This window comes from Citrobacter telavivensis (assembly GCF_041807075.1).
GTDB lineage: Bacteria > Pseudomonadota > Gammaproteobacteria > Enterobacterales > Enterobacteriaceae > Citrobacter_A > Citrobacter_A telavivensis.
The window spans coordinates 332,290-350,797 of the sequence record NZ_JBGUBF010000003.1; the positions used below are offsets into that span (position 1 = coordinate 332,290).

Genomic DNA, 18,508 nt, shown 5'->3' on the forward strand with positions numbered 1-18,508 from the left:
GTCAGGACCAACGTTTGATGATGATGGACGTATTGATGCCGCCAAACGCAAAATTGTTGCTCTGTAAGAATTCACAATCAATCTTACGGGCTTCACCCATAATGTAATCCAGCGCGCCGCAGTTGGCGTCGGGCTGTTTTAAGTTTAGCGTAGGCGCAAACCAGCCTTCACGCATCATTTGTAAGCTCATCCAGGCTTCCAGCGCGCCACAGGCACCAAGGGTATGCCCAAAATAACTTTTCAGCGAGGAGATTGGCACATTATCGCCATAAATTGCGGCGGTTGCCTGACTTTCCGCAATATCGCCACGATCGGTTGCCGTACCGTGCGCGGAAATATAACCCATATCCAGCGCGCTTAACCCCGCCATTTTTAGCGACTGCTCCATGCAAATCTGCATGGTTTCCCGCTGTGGCTGGGTGATATGCGCGGCGTCGCAGTTGGTGGCAAAGCCGATGATTTCGCCGTAAATCGTTGCGCCGCGCGCTTTGGCGTGCTCAAGTTCTTCAAGGATCAGCGTCCCGGCGCCTTCGCCAATCACTAGCCCATCGCGCTGTTCATCGAACGGCGACGGCGTAGTTTTGGGTTGTTCGTTACGCTGGCTGGTGGCGAACAGGGTATCAAAGACCGCGGCTTCTGACGGACACAGTTCTTCCGCGCCGCCTGCCACCATCACGGTTTGATAACCGTGGCGAATCGCTTCCCATGCATAGCCAATGGCCTGGCTGCCGGACGTACAGGCGCTGGACGTTGGGATCACGCGCCCGCGCAGGCCGAAAAACAGTCCGGTGTTGACGGCGGTGGTGTGCGGCATCATCTGCACATAGGTGGTGCCGGTGATGTTATTGGTGTGCTTTTCGGTCAGCATGGTGGCAAATTCGCTCACCGGGCCGGTGCTGCCGGTGGATGAACCATACGCGATACCGGTCTCCCCGTTGGTGAGTACCTCATCGCCGAGCAGCCCTGCCTGTTCGAGCGCCAGTTCGGTGGCGCGGGTAGACATCAACGACACGCGACCCATCGCGCGAATACGCTTACGGGTGTAATGCTCCGGCAGCGTAAAGTCATCGATTGGCGCACCCAGCAGGGTATGCAGCCCGTCATAAACCTGCCATTCCGGCATTTTGCGCACGGCGTTTTCATAGGCCCGCAGTCTGGCGGAAACGTCCTGCCAGTTTTCCCCAAAGGCGGTGACGCCACCCATGCCCGTAATCACCACGCGACGCGTCATAACATCCCTCCATTGATGGAAATCACCTGACGGGTGACGTAGCCCGCCACGTCCGACATCAAATAGCTGGCAAGCCCGGCGACTTCGTCCGCCTGACCCATGCGTTTCATTGGGATCATCGCCATCGCTTCTTTCAGCGCGGTCTCTTCCATTTCGATCATGCCGGTGTCGATAAGCCCCGGCGCGATGCAGTTGACGGTAATTTTGCGTTTCGCGAGTTCCATCGCCAGCGCTTTAGTGGCACCGATAATCCCGGCTTTGGCGGCACTGTAGTTCACCTGCCCACGATTGCCCATCACGCCGGACACCGACGACAGGGTGATGACTCGACCGCCCTGACGCGCGCCGATCATCGGCATGATGCACGGCTGAATGACGTTATAAAAACTGTCGAGGTTGGTATGGATAACCGTGTCCCAGTCGCTGTCGCTCAGCGCCGGGAAGGCGGCATCGCGGGTCACGCCTGCATTGCTGACCACGCCGTACCACGCGCCATGTTCCTCGATATCCTGCTCCAGTACCTCGCGACACTGCTCGCGGTTCGCCACGTCGAAACTGAGCAAACGCCCTGCGCCGCCGACGGCGAGAATGGCATCCAACGTCTCCTGCGCGCCCTGCGCATCACGGTGATAGTGGACGCCGACCACAAAGCCGTCCGCAGCCAACTGGCGGGCGATAGCGCGACCGATCCCCTTGCTGGCGCCGGTAACCAAAACTGAACGACTCATGCGGACGCTCCTTGTTGAAATAGAGAGTGAAGTTCTTCTGCCGACGGCTGGAAGGTATTGACGCGGCCTGTCGCCAGCGTCTCCAGGTCGGCGGTAATTGCGCATTCAAAGCTGCCGAAACGTTCGTCCTGCATCAGCAACTTGACGGTAATCGTTAATGTTCGTCCTGCGGGCAGAACGCCTGCCGCGCAAATCAATTCGCGCGCGCCGAGCACCATCCCGAGCGAAATCGCCCCCTGACCCTGCTGGTGGCGGTGCCAGCCGGACCAGACGCCGACGGTCTGCGCCATCAGCTCCAGCGCGAACCAGCCGGGTAAATTCCCCTGCGGGTCAAGAAATGGTGCCAGAATACCGTCTCTCGTCACAATGACGCGACAGACGGCGGTGTCTTCGCGCACGCTGACAACGTTGTCCAGCAGCAGCATGGGGGCGTCGTGCGGCAGGTATTCGCCGGGCGATAAATAGTGGCTCATGACATTCTCCCGAGCAGAATACTGGCGTTATTGCCGCCAAAGGCGAACGAATTTGACAAGATAAACGGGCGTTCAAGCGGTTGCGGTTGCTCGATGATGCCGCAGGGCGGCAGCGTCGGATCGCGCGGCGACAGGCTGAAATCCTGCGCTGGCAGCGGTAAGTCACGCTGCAGAATCAACATGCTGAGCGCCGCTTCGGTTACCCCCGCCGCGCCCAGCGTGTGGCCGGTCAGGTGTTTGGTTGAGCTGCACGGGACACGCTCTCCAAACAGCGCGTTGACCACCTTTGATTCAATCTGGTCGTTAAGCGGCGTGGCGGTGCCATGCAGATTGATGTAGCCCACCTGTTCAGGCGTGATACCCGCATCGTTCAGCGCCTGCTGGATGGCGCGAATGGCGCCTTCGCCTTCCGGATGCGGGGCAGAAATATGGTGCGCGTCGCTGGATTCTCCCACGCCGAGCAGCGCGATGGGCTGCGGCTCGCGGGTCAGCAGCATCAGCGCCGCGCCTTCGCCAATGGTAATACCGCTGCGGTCGCGACCAAATGGCAGACAGCGCGTGGGCGAGAGCGATTCCAGACTATGGAAGCCGTTGATCGGCATCCGACTCAGGGTATCTGCGCCGCCGACGATGGCGACGTCTGCCAGACCCGACTCAATCAAGCGGCGTCCGCTGATAATCGCGCGGGCGCTGGAGGAGCAGGCGGTGGAAAGGGTGAATGCCGGACCGTCCAGCCTTAGCCAGTGGCTGAGAAAGCGCGACGGGTCGCCCAGCTCCTGTTGCGGATACTGCCAGTGACGGCTCTCTTCACCGTTCAGCGTCAGATTAACGTGCCTGTCGCCTTCGTCCAGACCGGAAGTGCTGGTGCCGAGCACCACCGCAACGCGACTGTGACCATAGCGCGCAATGGCCTCATCAACCTGCGGTTGGATCTGCCCGAGCGCGGCCAGCAGCAGCTGATTGTTGCGCGAACGATGGGCGCTAAAGTCGTCGGGAATGGCGGGCAGTTCGCCGTCCACGCCAGCGAGCACCGCGTGAGGATGCCCCTGTAACCAGCCGGCGCGCGGGCGCATACCGGGCGCCACGCCGCGCGACAGGTTGGCGGCAATCTCATCGGTATCGTTGCCCAGCGCGTTAATCATGCCCACCGCAGAAATGTAAATCATATCAGTCACCCAGGTATTGAATGGTGATGTGGTATTTAAAGACATGCTGTTCGATGCTGATAGGCTCGCGCTTGCCTTTGCGGTTCAGGTAGGTGATTTCTGTCACCAGCTTGCCACGGGCATTACGCAGTTCACGCGTGTCGCCGCTGTCCGTCAGCGTCCAGCCTTTCGGCAACTGCGGCTGCCAGGCGCTAATGGGCCAGTGGCTGAGCATGACGTCTGCCAGCACCTGACTGGCGGGCGGCAGTTGTGGAACCACGATGGACTGCTCGGTGTGCAGCCCTTTGTCATCGTAGGTCACGAGGAACAGACGAATGCCGACCGACGACAGCCCCGCCAGCGCGATCTTTTTGTCATCAGCATTCAGCATCACCAGCAGCGACTGCGTTTTGCCGTTAAAGCTGCCGGTGAGCAATTGCTGAGCGTTCACTGCCGGAGAAATGCCCGGCGCAGGCAGCGTCACCCGCGTGCCCGGCTCCAGCCATGCCTGGGGTCGGCCTTCTTGCGCCTTCTGCGAATGGCTGCAGCCGGTGAGGATCAGCGCGAAGAGGCACAGTGCTAATTGCCCGATGGCGCAACGCTTATCGGGCCTACGCCAACTTGTTGACCAGGTAGGCCGGATAAGGCGCAGCCGCCATCCGGCAAAAATACGTTTCATCATTTTCGTTTTTTCTCTTTTTTCGTCGGCATCGCCAGAGGGGAAAGCAGGAACGCGGTGAAAATGCCGCTAACCAGCACAATGCCAAAACTGCTGATCGCCTGGGTGGCGCTAAAGACCAGCATGCCGAGCGTCAGCAGCGTGGTCATCATTGCCAGCGAGATGGCTAACAGGGAGGTCAACGGCGTTCCGCGCGGATTACTGAAAAACAGCGTGTAGTTAATACCGATTCCCAGCACCAGTACCAGCGCCAGCAGCGAGAACAGATTGACCGCATGACCGCTCAATGACAGTACCGCCAGGCCACAGCCCAAAGACAGTACCGACGGCACGAGGCTAACGACGCCTCTGCGCCAGCCCAACCGGGCGATCGCGCCGCAGGCAATCACCGCCAGCGCGACAAACAGCAGGCCGGTCAGCACGTTACGGTACAGCGCAAACAGTGCGTCAAAGGTACTTTTGCGATCCACCCATGCGACGCCGGGGTATTTCTCGCTGAGCGCGTTGAGCGCGGCGCTTTGTTTGACGCCGTCTACCGGCACCAGTACACCGCTTTCGCCGTCGGCCAGGCTCAGCCACAGCAGTCGCCAGCCTTCGCTGGCCGGGCTGGCAAGCCAGGCATCGACGGTGACGGGCATAGGGGTGAGATCGGGGTTGACCGTCGTCAGTCCGGCGTTGTTCAGGGCGTGAGTGACGGCGGGCGCGGCGTTTCTCAGCAAGATGAGATCCTGCTGCTGACGGGGCAGTGAATTCAGCGGGATCGTGCGATAGCCGCTGAGCAGCCCCTCTTTTTTCGCCTGTACCAGCGCCGGGACAAAGGCCTCCAGCCGTTCCAGCGTCTGCTGCGCGGAGTCGCCGTACACCACAAACCACTTCTGATCGACGCTCTGTCCGGTCAGCGCGGTAATAGTCTTTTCCTGTGCCAGAATGTGCTGCGGTAGCGCCTGCAACTGCGAGATATCGTCGTCCACACGCAGGGTCGCCAGCCCGGCCAGCGCGAAAAGCGCGAGTGCCACCGGCAGACCCACGGAGAGTTTTTTATTGCGTCGCCAGGCGGCAAGCCAGCGCAGCATCAACACCATCGCCGGAACCGGGCGCACCGGTAGCCCACGGCACAGCCACGGGTGCCAGAAAATCACGGTCAGGCAGGAGGCGCTCAGCCCCACGGCCGCAAACACCGCCATCTGGCGAATGCCGGGGAAGGGGGCGAGCATCATAATCAGGTACGCCGCGACGGTGGTCAGCAGCGCCAGCAACAGCGCGTTACGCACTTTCGCCAGGCTTTCCCAGGGCGAGGTTTCAGCGCCGTGTACCATCCGTTCGGTCAGGTAGTACAGAGTGTAGTCGGCGGAGATGCCAATGATGCTCATGCTCATCACCAGCGTCATCAGATGCAGTTCACCGAAGGTAAGCAGCGTGACGACGGTTCCCGCCAGCGCGCCCACGGCAATCGACAGCAGACACAGCAGCAGCGGACGCAGCGAACGGAACACCGCGACAATCAGTAGCAGCACGCCCAGCACCGTCGCCACACCGAGCGTGGAAACATCCTGCTTTGCCTGCTGGCTGGCGTAATCGCTGTAGAATACCGTTCCTCGCGACAGCAACTGCGCCTGCGGATAGCGCGCTTTCAGCTCCCCTTCAAGCGTGCCGAGCGTGGTCACCAGATGATGCGTCTGTTGCATATCGAACGATGAACCGGCCAGTTCGCCATGCAGCAGATACCAGTAGTTTCCCTGGCTGTCCTGCGCGACTAACCAGCCGTCCATCAGCCGCAGACGTTGACCGTTTTCGGCCATCGCCAGCTGTGAGCCGCGCATGAGCATCAGCGGGTCGTTTTGGAGTTCTTTACCGCTGACGCCGGAAAACGCGGAATAGAGCTGAGAAAGAATCCATTGCGCCTGCGCCTCGCCGCCGTTTTGCAAACGGGCACGGGTCTGCGGGTCGATCAGGCCGTTGCGATGCTGCCAGAAGAACGCGCCCCACGCCTGTTGGCTGTCGGCATCCATCGGGCCTTTCACCTCTGCCAATGCCTGTGACTGTTGCAGCATCGCCAGCCAGTCGCGGGCGATCGTCGGATCGGCCTTTTTGCCGGGACTGACCAGCCAGACCAGTTGACGGTCAAGACGCTGCATAAAGCCGTCATTCAGGCTCGGGGGAATCGCCCCCAGCGCCTGTTTTGGCAGCATCGCCAGTACGCTGCTATTGAGCCGCGCCTGAGGCAGCAACATCAGCAACACGCCCAGCATCATAATGCAGGCGATTCCCCATAACAGCGCGGGGCGTTTACTGTGCGGCAAAGCGTTGGCGTTCGTCATCGGTCAGTTGCGCAGGCGTCAGTTGGTGTTGAGAAAGTGCGATATCGGTGCGGTCGCCCTGTTTGTCGTTCAGCTCAATGCGTTCCAGATACGTTTTCCCTGCCAAATCGATCGTGGCAAAGATCTTATCCAGCGGCGTGGTGATCGGCGTCAGGCGCAGGGTCCAGCGGCCTTCTCCGCTGTCAGCAAATTCCACGCGGAAGTTTTGCTCCAGCACCTTGCGGTCGGCCTGAAACAGCCCGCGCAGCAGGTGGTTAAACTGGAACATCTGCGGGTTGTTGTCGGCGGTGATGGTCTGTGGCGGCTGACCGTTGATGGCCTGTACCATTCGCGTATCGTCCAGCAGCAGCTGCATCGGGAACGGCCGGGTCTGATCCCACAACAGTCCCTGGTCGCGGGCGATCAACATCGTTCCCGCGGATCGCAACGGCTGCGGCAGATCCTTAATCGTCCGGGTTTGATCGAAATGTGCGCGGATCACCGGCTGTTCGGTAAAGCGCTGTTGCAACTCGTCAAGCGTCAGGGCGCTGACGAACGGGCTAATGAGCAGCGCCAGCAGCGGCAGAAACCTCATGGCATCACCCCCATGCGTTCAAACAGTATGTCCGGGCAGACGAAGCACATCTCGCGGCTTTTCTCTTCCACTGCGACCTGAATGGTGTACCCCGTGGTCGCGCGTTTCCCGCTTTCGGCGTCGAAAATTTCATAGCCAATGCGCAGGCGGTTTTCGAACTCTTCCAGGCGTGCGCGTACGCGAATGCGCTGCTCAAAGGTCAACGGATTGCGGTATTTGACGCGGGTATCCACCACCGGCCACAGGTAGCCGGAGGCTTTCATCTGGCGATAGCCGTAGTCGAACTGGTTAAGCAGCGCTTCGCGGGCGATCTCGAAGTAACGGAAATAGTTGCCGTGCCACGCCACGCCCATCATATCGACGTCGTGAAACGGAATGGTCAGCTCGACTTCAGCCGTAAAGCGGGGATCGTTCAGCACCCTTTACTCCTTGTTTTTGGGTTCCGGCAACTGCCAGAAATCGAAAAAGTTAAACCAGTCGAGCGGCGACTGTAGCGCGTAGTGCTCAAGGCGTTCGGCATAGCGGTCGATGGTCTGCTGTAGCGCCTGTTGGCGGTCGGCGCGCGGCAATACCAGCGGGTCGGCGAATGGCTCGCAGTGAATGCACAGCTTCTCCTGCTGGCGTAGAGCAAAGAGGAGATCCACCGGGCAGCGCAAAATCGAGGCGAGGATAAACGGCCCCTGTGGGAACGGGGCGGCTTGCCCCATAAAACGGCTCCAGCAGACGCGCCATTCGCCGCCGCGCTGCGGATTCACCGCGATGCGGTCGCCGACGATGGCAATCCATTCTCCACGCTCCAGCTTCTCTTTGAGCGCAATGGCGGTGTCCGGGCCGATGTCGGTCACCGGCATCAGGTTGAGTCCGGCCTGCGGCGCCATTTCTTCCATAATCTGCTTAAAGCGCCGGGCGTTATCGCTGAATACCAGCGCGTTGATGGTTTTGCTGCCCTGCAACTGCGCCAGCGCGCGGCAGGCTTCAACATCGCCCAGGTGCGAGGCCAGCAGCAGTTTACCGCGGGGATCGCTGACGTTCAGCGCGGCTTCTGCCCCAGGCGCAAATACCACGTCGCGGCCAAAATGCAGCTCACCGCGCCAACTGGCGATTTTATCGAGCATCGCGTTGCCGAAGCGCAGGAAGTGTTGATAGCTGGTGAGGTTAGCCGGCACGGGTCTCTGGTGCGCGGTCAACTGCGCACGCACGCGGGCGATCCAGTTCTGTGAAGCGCGGCGCGCGGGGGCTGCGGTCAGCCAGTACACGCCGACAACAGGCCAGAGCAGCAGCGTGAACGCCCTACGCCCCAGCAGACGCCATACCCACAGCATCAGACGCATTCCCCATAGCCCTTTCACTTCCTGCTGCCGCGCCCAGTGCGGTGACGCTCGACGCAACAGCAGCGACGGGATGCGGGGCAACATGCCGAAGAACAGGCGCGTGTGCATCAGTGAAATACGACAGTTATCTTTGAAGGCATCGAAATGCGACAGCCCATCCGGCGGATACGTCACGCGGGTCGGGACAAAATAGCTGGGGGTGCCCTGCCACCAGAGACGCACCATCACTTCGGTGTCGAAATCCATCCGCTTGCCAAGCGTGACCCGCTGCGCCAGTTGGCGCGTGGGGCTGACCGGGTAGACGCGAAAGCCGCACATGCTGTCTTTCAGTTGCAGCGAAAGGGTTTCAATCCACACCCAGACGTGGGTTATCCAGCGTCCGTACAGGCGCGAACGGGGAATGGAATCATCGTAAATCGGCTGTCCGGAGATCAGCGCGGCGGGGTGCGCCTGTGCCAGTTCCAGCAGCTTTGGAATGTCTTCAATCGCATGTTGACCGTCGGCGTCGACCTGGACGGCATGGGTAAATCCGGCCTCTGCGGCCGCCTCTAATCCGCGGATCACCGCCGCGCCCTTGCCGGCGTTTTCCGCCAGACGAATTAAGGTCAGGTTTGCGGTGCCTGCGGCGAGCCTGTCCAGTTCCTGCTGCGTAGCCGCGTCGCTGCCGTCGTCCACCACAATACACGGCAGATTAAACGGCTGCAGACGCGCCAGCACGCGCGACATCATCGCGCCGTGGTTGTAGCAGGGGATCAGCACGCAGGGGGACAAGGTCAACGACATAGCCGGATCTTCCCGCTGCTGGCGGTATGGCGCGCGTCGCCATCGTGGCGCTGATAGCTGAACGTCAGGATCTGACGTGCTTCCTGCCAGCTCAGGGTTAACGTGACGGTGTTTTCCGGCAGCAGCGGTGCCTGGAACTTCACGTTCTGAATGCTGTGAAAACGCCAGCCGGGGGCGAGCAGGGTGGTGGCATAGTGTATCACCCAGTCCATCTGCGCGACGCCCGGCAGCAGCGGCTGCACGGCAAAATGGCCGCTGAACCAGAAAAGGGAAGGATCAAGATGCAGGACGACCTCAATCTGTTGGGGCTGTGCCTGATGGCGCTCAATTTCATGGGGTATCATGAAACAACTCCTGTAATTGCGCATAGACACGCTTATTCATACTGTTGACCGGGATTTCGTCGATGACCCGCCAGTAACGCGGTACGGCGACCGGCTCCAGCCACGGCAGCAGCGCCCGTCGCCACGTCAGCTCCTGGGTTTTTCCGCCGCTGTTCTGCCAGCGCTGGCGCGCCTCGTCATTCAGGACCAGCAGTACGCCCACCCCCTGGCGACCGCCACGCGCGATCGGCAGGGCGGCGACGTCGCGGATGCCCTCCAGCTCCAGCAGGCGTTGCTCAACTTCGCTGAGCGAAATGCGTTTCTCTTCAATTTTGACCACCCGCCCACGGCGTCCCATCAGGCGGAACTGGCCGTTTGGCTCAAACTGCAGGATATCGTCAAGCAGCAGACCGTTAGCGTCGGCGATCAGCGGAGAGAAGACGCGAAATGCTTCATCTTCTGCGGTAAATGACACGCCGGGGAAGGGCAGCCAGGTGACATTCTCTTGTTGACGATAGCGCCAGGCCAGAATGCCGGTCTCGGTGCTGCCGTAGATCTCATCCGGCCAGACGTTCAGCCAGGCGGCGGTCTGCGTCACGTCCTGCCACGGCAACATGCCGCCTGCCGAGAGGATCATGTCCACCGACGGCGCAGGAAGCTGGTGGTCGAGGCGTTTTAAAAACGCCGGACTGCTGATAAACACATAGCGATGTTCGTGGCCCAGCGCGGCCAGTTGCTCCGCATAGTAAAGCATGGCCGCATGCAGCGGCAGGCCCAGCGCCATCGGCAGGAAAATGCGGAACGTCAGACCGTACAGATGCTGTGGCACAACCGAGGCCACTATCCGGCAGCCTGCCAGGCGGTCGGCAAAGCGCGCTGCCAACAGTTCGGCTTCATGGTCCAGACGGTCAACGGGTTTAACGATACGTTTCGGCTGCCCGGTCGAGCCCGAGGTAAACAGCTCGATAAACGCATCATGGCGCAGGGGCGGGAAGATAAACGCCTCGTCGCTGAGCGTCATGGCTGAGCTGACAACCCACAGCGGCCCCTGCCAGCCGAGCGTTTTATCGCTCAGCACACCGTCAAACAACGCCCGCTGCTCGTCCAGCAAAGAGACGCGGTTATGCCCTGGAATCACGGGCGTTTTCCCCGCATGCAGGGTGGCCAGCAGCGCAACGATAAACAGATAGCTGTTTTCAAAACAGAGTGCCCAGCGACTGCCTTCCTGCTGTTGCAGGTGCGCCATCAACCGTGCGACATCGTGGCGCAAGTGACCGAGCGTCCAGTGGCGTTCGTCCAGCCAGGCGATGGGCGTGTTCGCCGGACGAGGGGAGGTGAGCCATTCGGCAAGCGTCAGGGTCTGCTTCATTGCAAATCTCGATTAATCATCCGACGGCGTATCAGCCATTCGCTGCCCATGAGCAGGCCCATCAGCAGGTAGGCAATCATGCCATTCCACGCGGTCCACATCGCCATATCGCCATGGAGAGCGGTAAACAGCGCCACGCCGCCATTGAAGATAAAAAAGGCGCACCAGATCTGCGTCACCCGGCGGGTGTAACGCACCGCCGCATCCGGGAGTTGGGGATCGCGCAATCGTGCCAGTCGTTCCACTATGGGCATGGAAGACCAGAGCGAGCCGCCAAAAACGGCGAGCATGACGGTGTTCACCACCACCGGATAAAACAGCAGAAGCTGATGGGTTTTAAGCAGGTAACTGGCGATGCACAGCGTGATACCCACCGCCGCCACCACCTGGGTGACCACGCGCAGCGGTCCCGCCTGTCGCCGGGTCTGGCGAAAGCGTAAGAACAGCAGCAGCGCCATCAGCGGCAGTAACCACTGCAGGCTGTGATGCGCCAGGCCAAACCAAATCAGGAAAGGCCAGGCGAGTAACAGCACGCCTGTCAGCACAGGCAATGTGCGAACGCCCGACACGACGAATCAGGCTTCTTTAAGCAGGCGTTCTACCGCGTCAACGACATCCTGCACGGTGCGTACGGCTTTGAACTCTTCCGGTTTGATCTTCTTACCGGTCTTTTTTTGCAGATGGACGATCATGTCGACCGCATCGATGCTGTCCAGCTCCAGATCTTCGTACAGACGCGCCTCAGGTTTAATGTCCTGTGGATCTATCTCAAACAGCTTAACCAGCAGCGCAGAGACTTCGTCATAGATGGCGTGTTGATCGGTCATAGCGGACTCTCCTCAGGCACGTTGCGCATTAATGAACGATGCCAGCGTGGCGACGGAGAAGAAGTGCTGACGCATCTCTTCGCTTTCCGCAGAAAGCACCACGCCGTACTGATTTTTTACCGCCAGTCCCAGTTCCAGGGCATCAATTGAGTCCAGTCCCAGGCCGTCGCCAAACAGCGCCGCCTCGGTTTCAATGTCGTCTGTCGACAGTTCGTCCAGATTCAATGTGGTTATGATGAGATTTTTAATTTCAAGATAAAGCGCTTGCATCATTAATTCCTGAGAGAGGTAACGTACCTGGTTGTAATTGAAGCAAAAGATGCCGGTTTAGCTGTCTTGCCGCCAGCGCCGGTTCTTGTAAATTTGCGTCGTAAAAGTGGTCGAGCTTCACCCGCTCGCGTACCTCGACGGTAAACAGCGGTTTAGTTGGCGGCACCTGATACCATTTGCTTTCTTTATCCAGCATGCGCTGGCTGCAATGGATGGTCACTACGCGAATATCGCTGCCGCAGCGCACGGCGATATTCGCCGCGCCGCGTTGCAGCGTCATGGCTTCGCCCGGACGGGTGCGGGTGCCTTCGGGGAAAATCAAAATCGTATCGCCCTGCGCCAGTCGTTGCTGACTGGCCGGTAACAGGGCGTCCGCCTGGCTGTTCACCAGATAATCCGCGGCGCGCACCACGCCGCTGAGAAATGGGTTCTTCAGCAGCGCGCTTTTCACCAGACAATCTGTTTCGGGCATCACCGACGCCAGCAGGACATAATCGATCAGGGTGGGGTGATTCGCGACCACCAGACATCCGCGTTCCTGGCGCAAAATATCCACCCCTTTCATCTGATAATCCAGCACGCCCAGCACGCGGGTCACCGTTAAAAAGAGACGGAAACTGGCGGCGATACTGCGCCGGGCAATGCGGCGGCGGCGGGCGTTGTCCCATACGAAAACTAACAAAACGTTAAACCAGACGACCGAAAGCAGCAGTCCGCCGAGTCCGAAGAGGGCGAAGCAGAAGCCGGTCATGGCGATCCGCCAGAGTCGGTTCAACGAGGAGATGACCCCTTTCATGTCCGACTCCAGTGCCACTGCACGCGCTCGCCGGGGAGGGTAAACGCCTCGGCATTCAGTAAATAGTGCTGTAAAAACAGCAGGCTTTGCGGGAGCGTGGTTTCAGCGCCTGCCTGAACCGGTTCGCTCTCACACACCCAGTCGTTACCTGCTTCGCAGACCAGTGCGGTGGCGTACGGCCAGGTTGGCATATTTTCCGGGAGTCGCGGGTGGTAGAACTCGGGAAGAAAACCGTCGAAGTCGACCATCAACACGCGCTGATAACCCGCCTGTAGCAGGCAGATGACTTCACATAACCCCTGCTGGAAGGTATCGCGCCCGGCGGAAAGCGATGACGAGACGATGGGGTGTTTGGCCGCGATAGTCAGGTTGCCCACCGCTGAATTGTGTACTGACAACGCGAAATCGGTCGGTGAGAGCGCCTGTTCGGTCGCCAGCGCATGCAGAATGCGGTAGTTACGTTCAAGTTCACCGTGCCGACTGGTGTACAGCACCGCATCGATATCGTGGCGGCGCAGCATCGCCAGCCCGCACTCGACGGCCAGTTTACTGCCGGAGCTAAGACGACGGGCGGTCATCATTGGCAGTTCACGCAGCTTTCCCTGTGCCGCCGCCGGATCGATGGCGTGCGGATGCCGTGACCATTGCAACCACTGTATTGATTCGCCCAGACCTGGCGCCATCGCCCGCCAGTCGGTAATGTTTAGTGAGAATTTCATCAACGCGCGTCCGCGGTATACCGGTGATTCCAGTAGCGTTCTGATGCTACTTTGTTATTTTTTCTTCTGACATATCAGTAAAGTATGTCCAACGCCTAAATTATCGTGGCGTGCTTCCACCTGGAACCCTGCCTTGTCCAGATAGCCATAAAATTTCTCTGCGCTGTAGAAACGGCTGTTGCCGTTCGCCATGCAGGTAAAGTAAAGCGAAGACGCATTCAGACTGAATGAGGCGGCTTCAAAGCGCTGCGCATCCCAGAACAGCTCCATAATGCACAGCCTTGCACCGGGCTTCATCACACGGGCAACCTTGCTGAGCATGGCGACAATTTGCTCCGGTGAAAAACAGTCAAGAAATTGACTCATCCACCAGATATCGGCCTCTGTGGGTAAAGGCGCATCGCCAAGCATATCCACCGCATGAAAATCGATGCGATCAGATAATCCTGCATTTTCGATATTTTCGCGGGCAAGTGCAATTTGTTGTGGCAAATCTAATAGCGTCACCGCGATATTTTCGTCGAACTGGCTACAGCGTATTGCCCATTTACCCGTATTTCCGCCTACATCGTACAGGGTTGCAGGACAACTGGCGAATACATGCGGTAATGCTGCATCAAACGCACCGTCAGAATAGTAATGATCGAAGGCGAACCAGCTTTCACGCGCGGACGGTGGTAATTGTGACAATGCCGGGTAAATGGTTGGCCAGTCGCCAAATACTTTTAACCCGGACGGTTTTCCTTCTTTCAGCGCATTTTCTAAAAAGAATAATCCCTGATAACAGACGTCGTGGGTGAAATCCATATTCACGCGTGTCATGGTGTCATGCAAAAGGAAATGTCCGATTTTCGCCAGATAATAGCGTCCCGCTTGACGGGTGATGATGCGTCCGCTTAATCCCATATCCAGCAGAACGCTGACCGCATATTCGTTGACGTGACTGTTTTCGGCGATCTCTTCAAGCGTTGCACCCTGTTTACCCTGGCGGTCAAGATAAGCCAGCACATCTGCATTTCGCAGGCAAAGCGCGGTTTGAAACAGCATGGGGGCGAAGGCGATACGCTGCGCTTCAGTGATCGCATCCAGTGCGCTGAGGGAGTCCTGTTCGTACATGGCGAGTACAACCTGTTAAGAAAACGAAAAAGGTTATCGGGCCGCGCGCGGCCCGACTTCAGGCGTCATTACAGATTTGCACCCGCAGACAGGTTCAACTGAATGTCTTTATCCAGGTTACGTACCCAGCGGTTGTAGTTTTTATGAATTTTACCGCCAGAAGCCTGCAGATTGAGGCTGCTGTCGTACTTGATATCGTAGCTGGAGGCGGTGTAGGTAATGCGCACTTCCGCAACGTGGTCGCGAGACTGCTGACGCGCTTTGATCACTCCCGGACCCGCTTCAGTCATGATCCATTTACGCTGAATGCCGGCTTTCAGAATCGCATTTTTTACCTGATCCTGGGTGTGGCCTGCGGTAACCGAAGAGTGAACCTGATCGATGGGGGCAGTACGCGCACAACCCGCCAGCGCACCAACAACCGCAATCGCCGCAAACCACTTAATGTATTGTTTCATGAAAACTCCCTATCAAAATCACTATTTATATTAACGTTGAATGCATTTCTGAATTTAGTTTTAGTTACAATAATACCGACTATTATTAATGTTAACTTTGACGGACGGCCGTGAAATTCTTGTAATTAATGAGTGAACGCAGAAGGTAATTTATCTTCCGGGTTATCATGGCGTTAGTCAGTTAATTCTCACTTAAATTCCATTGTCGATATCATTTAATTTGAATTAAATGCACTGTGGGAGACCTGGATCTCATTTTGCAAAGGAAACCGCGCGCTTATTGAAATACTCAGATAACAAAAGCGCGCCTTATAGTACTTTCATCTGTAAGTGAATGAAACTACCCTGGTTGGTAGGGCTGGTTTATCCCGGTAATCTATTTTTCGGTCTCCCCGGGCCCAGTAATATGGCCAGTTTGCTGCCGCCTGTCGTGGTTTCCATCCAGATTTTGCACACGCTGGTCAGAGGGACGGAGAGCAACATTCCCACCGGGCCGAGCAGCCAGCCCCAGACCAGCAGGGAAAGGAACACCACCAGCGTCGACATGCCCAGGCGATGCCCCATCATGCGTGGTTCAACCATGTTGCCTAATACCATATGAACCACCAGGAACAGCGCTCCCACCAGCACGCACTCATAAATGCCGTTGAAAAGCAGCGCCTGAACCATCGGTGGAACGGCGGAAATCACCGAGCCAATGTTTGGTACATAGTTCAGCAGGAACGCCAGCACCCCCCACATCAGGGCAAACTGAATGTGCATCAATTCCAGTCCCAACCAGACAATGACCCCGGTCCACAGGCTAAGCAGCGTTTTTAACGCCAGATAGTGCGAAACCCCCTTCAACGCCCGGTGCAGTCCGGCAATGTGGATTTGTGGGTTATGCAGCGCAAAACGCATTTTGTAAGGCACATGGCGGACTTCAAACAGCATAAATACGACGGTCATTACCAACAAAATGACGCTGGCCATCGCGCCCGACAACCCGGTCATCAGCGTGGTGGTGAAGGTGACAATTTTGTCGGAGTCGATTCGCTGTAACATCCGTTCCGGGGACATGTGTAGATTTAAAAATGGAATCATCTCCTGTACATACAAGACCTTGCGCGTCAGTTCTTTGTTGTACTTCGGCAGCATGGCAATAAATTCGTTAACCGAGGCGGCCAGCACGCCAATCAGCGCGGTGAGCACAAACAACATCACAACCACCACAATCGTAATTGCCACCGGGCGTTTCACGCCCCGGCGAATAAACCAGGTGACCAGCGGATTGAGGACAATGGCAAAAAAGAGTGCCAGCAAGAGCTGCACAATGATATCTGCGGCGGCGTGGATCCCGGCGAGAATGACGACCAGCGCGGCCAGTTTGAGCAGAATATGTAAACCCGTTTTATCGGGCTGAGGGGTTGTCATGGTGGCTTCCTGTTATTGATTTTCATTAAGTGTAGCGGCTGGCCTGCTGCCGATATTCCTAATCTGGCTGCTGATTTTCCCGGCGTGGCATGATAGAAATGAAACATTGTTGTAAAAACGTGGTGGTCCCCATGCCCGAACCCGTCGCTGAACCGGCGCTTAATGGATTGCGCCTCAATCTGCGCATTGTTTCTGTTGTGATGTTTAACTGTGCCAGCTACCTGACCATCGGCCTACCGCTCGCGGTGCTGCCTGGCTATGTCCATGATGTGATGGGCTTTAGCGCCTTCTGGGCGGGACTGGTCATCAGCCTGCAATACTTCGCGACCTTGCTCAGTCGCCCTCATGCCGGACGCTACGCGGATTTACTTGGTCCGAAAAAGATTGTGGTTTTTGGTCTGTGCGGCTGTTTTCTCAGCGGCGCGGGCTATTTTCTGGCGGGAAGCGTCAGCAGTTGGCCGGTCGCCAGTTTGCTGCTGCTGTGTCTGGGTCGCGTCATTCTGGGGATTGGACAGAGCTTCGCCGGGACCGGCTCGACGCTGTGGGGAATAGGCGTGGTGGGGTCGCTACATATCGGACGGGTGATCTCCTGGAACGGTATTGTGACCTACGGGGCGATGGCGGTCGGCGCACCGCTCGGCGTGCTGTTTTATAACTGGAGCGGACTACAGGGATTAGCGCTGATTATCATGGGGATCGCGCTGCTGGCGGTTCTGTTGGCGATTCCGCGCCCGGCGGTGAAAGCGAGCAAAGGAAAGCCACTTCCCTTTCGTGCGGTGCTCGGACGCGTCTGGCTATACGGGATGGCGCTGGCGCTGGCCTCGGCGGGTTTTGGGGTGATCGCCACCTTTATCACCCTGTTCTATGACGCCAAAGGCTGGGACGGCGCGGCGTTTGCGCTCACCCTGTTTAGCTGTGCTTTTATCGGTACGCGTCTGCTGTTTCCTAACGGTATCAACCGCCTGGGCGGTCTGAACGTGGCGATGATCTGCTTTGGCGTTGAGATTGTCGGACTGCTGTTGGTGGGCGTGGCGATGATGCCGTGGATGGCAAAAATCGGCGTGCTGCTGGCAGGAATGGGTTTCTCGCTGGTCTTCCCGGCGCTTGGCGTGGTGGCGGTAAAAGCCGTGCCGCAGCAGAATCAGGGCTCGGCGCTGGCAACTTATACGGTGTTTATGGATCTGTCGCTGGGGGTGACGGGGCCATTGGCCGGGCTGGTGATGAGCTGGGCTGGCGTGCCGGTGATTTACCTGGCGGCGGCGGGTCTGGTGGCGATTGCGCTACTGTTAACCTGGCGGTTAAAAAAACGGCCTCCGCAGGAATCGCCAGAGGCCGTTTCATCATCCTGACGGTTACTGAATAACCAGCGTATTGATGATGTTTTCCGCGGCCGTTTGCGCTTTCTGCTGGTCGTCAGCCGGCAGCGTAATTTGCAGGGTCAGCAGTTGGTTATCCACTTTACCCAGTACGACGGATGAGTAAGCGGTCTGGCCTTTCGCCGAGATAATGCTGTCTAACTGTTGCAGCGTGTGGCCTTTCAGCTCGATGGATTTGTTGGTCACCACCTGCAGTTGCGGGTCGCGGCTGCGCTGCTGATCTTCCAGACGTTTTGCCAGCACAGACAGCTCTTCGTTAGTGTTATCACCAACGATGACAATGACCGCTTTCTGGCCGGTCGCGTCAGAGTAAACGTGCATATTATTGGCCTGCGTACCCAGCTTGCCGCTCTGGTCAGTCATATCCGCCGGCAGGGAGAAACTCAGTTTGCCATCCAGCAGAGAAACCGGTTGACCGGTTGCGTTGCTTTCTGCCGCCGTGCCCTCTGCCGGCGCTTTCGTATCACTATTATCACAGGCCGCCAGCCCCATAACCAGCAGGCCAATACCGACATATTTAACCAGATTACGCATTGACTTCTTCCTTTCGATAAACGGCCATAACGGCTCATCCGTTCA

General features: G+C 58.1%; 21 protein-coding genes. 1 reads left to right on the forward strand and 20 read right to left on the reverse strand.

Annotated features, from left to right (window positions below; translation table 11 throughout):
- Position 1 precedes the first annotated feature (1 nt).
- From ACERJC_RS16235 to ACERJC_RS16325, 19 genes are all read right to left on the reverse strand, one after another.
- On the reverse strand, positions 2 to 1,231 hold the full coding sequence (locus ACERJC_RS16235) for a beta-ketoacyl-ACP synthase (RefSeq protein ID WP_286631882.1): 1,230 nt from the start codon (positions 1,229 to 1,231) through the stop codon (positions 2 to 4).
- Positions 1,228 to 1,959 (reverse strand): 3-ketoacyl-ACP reductase FabG2, encoded by a 732-nt coding sequence (locus tag ACERJC_RS16240; protein ID WP_373672071.1) that lies wholly within the window; start codon positions 1,957 to 1,959, stop codon positions 1,228 to 1,230. Before ACERJC_RS16240 ends, ACERJC_RS16235 begins: the two co-directional genes overlap by 4 nt.
- Positions 1,956 to 2,432: a hotdog family protein gene (locus tag ACERJC_RS16245; RefSeq protein ID WP_373672072.1), complete on the reverse strand. Its 477-nt coding sequence runs from the start codon at positions 2,430 to 2,432 to the stop codon at positions 1,956 to 1,958. The genes ACERJC_RS16240 and ACERJC_RS16245 overlap by 4 nt, the downstream gene beginning before the upstream one ends.
- Positions 2,429 to 3,598, reverse strand: coding sequence for a beta-ketoacyl-[acyl-carrier-protein] synthase family protein (locus tag ACERJC_RS16250; RefSeq protein ID WP_373672073.1), 1,170 nt, complete (start codon positions 3,596 to 3,598; stop codon positions 2,429 to 2,431). The genes ACERJC_RS16245 and ACERJC_RS16250 overlap by 4 nt, the downstream gene beginning before the upstream one ends.
- A 1-nt stretch (position 3,599) precedes the next feature.
- Positions 3,600 to 4,259 carry a DUF3261 domain-containing protein gene (locus ACERJC_RS16255; RefSeq protein WP_373672074.1) on the reverse strand — a complete coding sequence of 220 codons (660 nt, stop codon included), beginning with the start codon at positions 4,257 to 4,259 and terminating at the stop codon, positions 3,600 to 3,602.
- Entirely contained in the window at positions 4,256 to 6,574 is a 2,319-nt protein-coding gene (locus tag ACERJC_RS16260) for an MMPL family transporter (protein ID WP_286631878.1), read from the reverse strand. Before ACERJC_RS16260 ends, ACERJC_RS16255 begins: the two co-directional genes overlap by 4 nt.
- Positions 6,543 to 7,148 carry a LolA family protein gene (locus tag ACERJC_RS16265; protein WP_200112895.1) on the reverse strand — a complete coding sequence of 202 codons (606 nt, stop codon included), beginning with the start codon at positions 7,146 to 7,148 and terminating at the stop codon, positions 6,543 to 6,545. The genes ACERJC_RS16260 and ACERJC_RS16265 overlap by 32 nt, the downstream gene beginning before the upstream one ends.
- The gene (locus ACERJC_RS16270) at positions 7,145 to 7,567 is read right to left on the reverse strand and encodes an acyl-CoA thioesterase (RefSeq protein WP_152400398.1); all 423 of its coding nucleotides are present in this window, start codon (positions 7,565 to 7,567) and stop codon (positions 7,145 to 7,147) included. The genes ACERJC_RS16265 and ACERJC_RS16270 overlap by 4 nt, the downstream gene beginning before the upstream one ends.
- Before the next feature lie 3 nt (positions 7,568 to 7,570).
- Positions 7,571 to 9,262: a glycosyltransferase family 2 protein gene (locus tag ACERJC_RS16275; RefSeq protein WP_371896300.1), complete on the reverse strand. Its 1,692-nt coding sequence runs from the start codon at positions 9,260 to 9,262 to the stop codon at positions 7,571 to 7,573.
- Positions 9,253 to 9,606 (reverse strand): ApeI family dehydratase, encoded by a 354-nt coding sequence (locus ACERJC_RS16280; protein WP_373672075.1) that lies wholly within the window; start codon positions 9,604 to 9,606, stop codon positions 9,253 to 9,255. Before ACERJC_RS16280 ends, ACERJC_RS16275 begins: the two co-directional genes overlap by 10 nt.
- A complete protein-coding gene (locus tag ACERJC_RS16285) occupies positions 9,593 to 10,954 on the reverse strand; it encodes an AMP-binding protein (protein ID WP_286631870.1) in 1,362 nt (453 codons plus the stop codon). Before ACERJC_RS16285 ends, ACERJC_RS16280 begins: the two co-directional genes overlap by 14 nt.
- Positions 10,951 to 11,523, reverse strand: a complete 573-nt coding sequence (locus tag ACERJC_RS16290) for a COG4648 family protein (RefSeq protein WP_373672076.1) — start codon at positions 11,521 to 11,523, stop codon at positions 10,951 to 10,953. The genes ACERJC_RS16285 and ACERJC_RS16290 overlap by 4 nt, the downstream gene beginning before the upstream one ends.
- 6 nt (positions 11,524 to 11,529) lie before the next feature.
- A complete protein-coding gene (locus tag ACERJC_RS16295; RefSeq protein ID WP_042323056.1) occupies positions 11,530 to 11,781 on the reverse strand; it encodes an acyl carrier protein in 252 nt (83 codons plus the stop codon).
- A 12-nt stretch (positions 11,782 to 11,793) separates the two neighbouring features.
- Positions 11,794 to 12,051, reverse strand: coding sequence for a phosphopantetheine-binding protein (locus tag ACERJC_RS16300; protein ID WP_042323054.1), 258 nt, complete (start codon positions 12,049 to 12,051; stop codon positions 11,794 to 11,796).
- The gene (locus ACERJC_RS16305) at positions 12,032 to 12,865 is read right to left on the reverse strand and encodes a lysophospholipid acyltransferase family protein (protein ID WP_371305785.1); all 834 of its coding nucleotides are present in this window, start codon (positions 12,863 to 12,865) and stop codon (positions 12,032 to 12,034) included. Before ACERJC_RS16305 ends, ACERJC_RS16300 begins: the two co-directional genes overlap by 20 nt.
- Positions 12,844 to 13,566, reverse strand: coding sequence for a beta-ketoacyl synthase chain length factor (locus ACERJC_RS16310; protein ID WP_373672077.1), 723 nt, complete (start codon positions 13,564 to 13,566; stop codon positions 12,844 to 12,846). The genes ACERJC_RS16305 and ACERJC_RS16310 overlap by 22 nt, the downstream gene beginning before the upstream one ends.
- A 54-nt stretch (positions 13,567 to 13,620) precedes the next feature.
- The gene (locus ACERJC_RS16315; RefSeq protein ID WP_373672078.1) at positions 13,621 to 14,682 is read right to left on the reverse strand and encodes a methyltransferase; all 1,062 of its coding nucleotides are present in this window, start codon (positions 14,680 to 14,682) and stop codon (positions 13,621 to 13,623) included.
- Between the two features lie 68 nt (positions 14,683 to 14,750).
- The gene (locus ACERJC_RS16320; RefSeq protein WP_125369396.1) at positions 14,751 to 15,128 is read right to left on the reverse strand and encodes a hypothetical protein; all 378 of its coding nucleotides are present in this window, start codon (positions 15,126 to 15,128) and stop codon (positions 14,751 to 14,753) included.
- 375 nt (positions 15,129 to 15,503) lie between these two features.
- Positions 15,504 to 16,553 carry an AI-2E family transporter gene (locus ACERJC_RS16325; protein ID WP_178828424.1) on the reverse strand — a complete coding sequence of 350 codons (1,050 nt, stop codon included), beginning with the start codon at positions 16,551 to 16,553 and terminating at the stop codon, positions 15,504 to 15,506.
- A gap of 98 nt (positions 16,554 to 16,651) precedes the next feature.
- Here ACERJC_RS16325 and ACERJC_RS16330 point away from each other — a divergent pair, with 98 nt between their 5' ends.
- The gene (locus ACERJC_RS16330; RefSeq protein WP_152406216.1) at positions 16,652 to 17,902 is read left to right on the forward strand and encodes an MFS transporter; all 1,251 of its coding nucleotides are present in this window, start codon (positions 16,652 to 16,654) and stop codon (positions 17,900 to 17,902) included.
- A gap of 3 nt (positions 17,903 to 17,905) precedes the next feature.
- On the opposite strand, the gene ACERJC_RS16335 is transcribed toward ACERJC_RS16330, so the two are convergent.
- Entirely contained in the window at positions 17,906 to 18,463 is a 558-nt protein-coding gene (locus ACERJC_RS16335; RefSeq protein ID WP_044327800.1) for a DcrB family lipoprotein, read from the reverse strand.
- Positions 18,464 to 18,508: the final 45 nt, after the last annotated feature.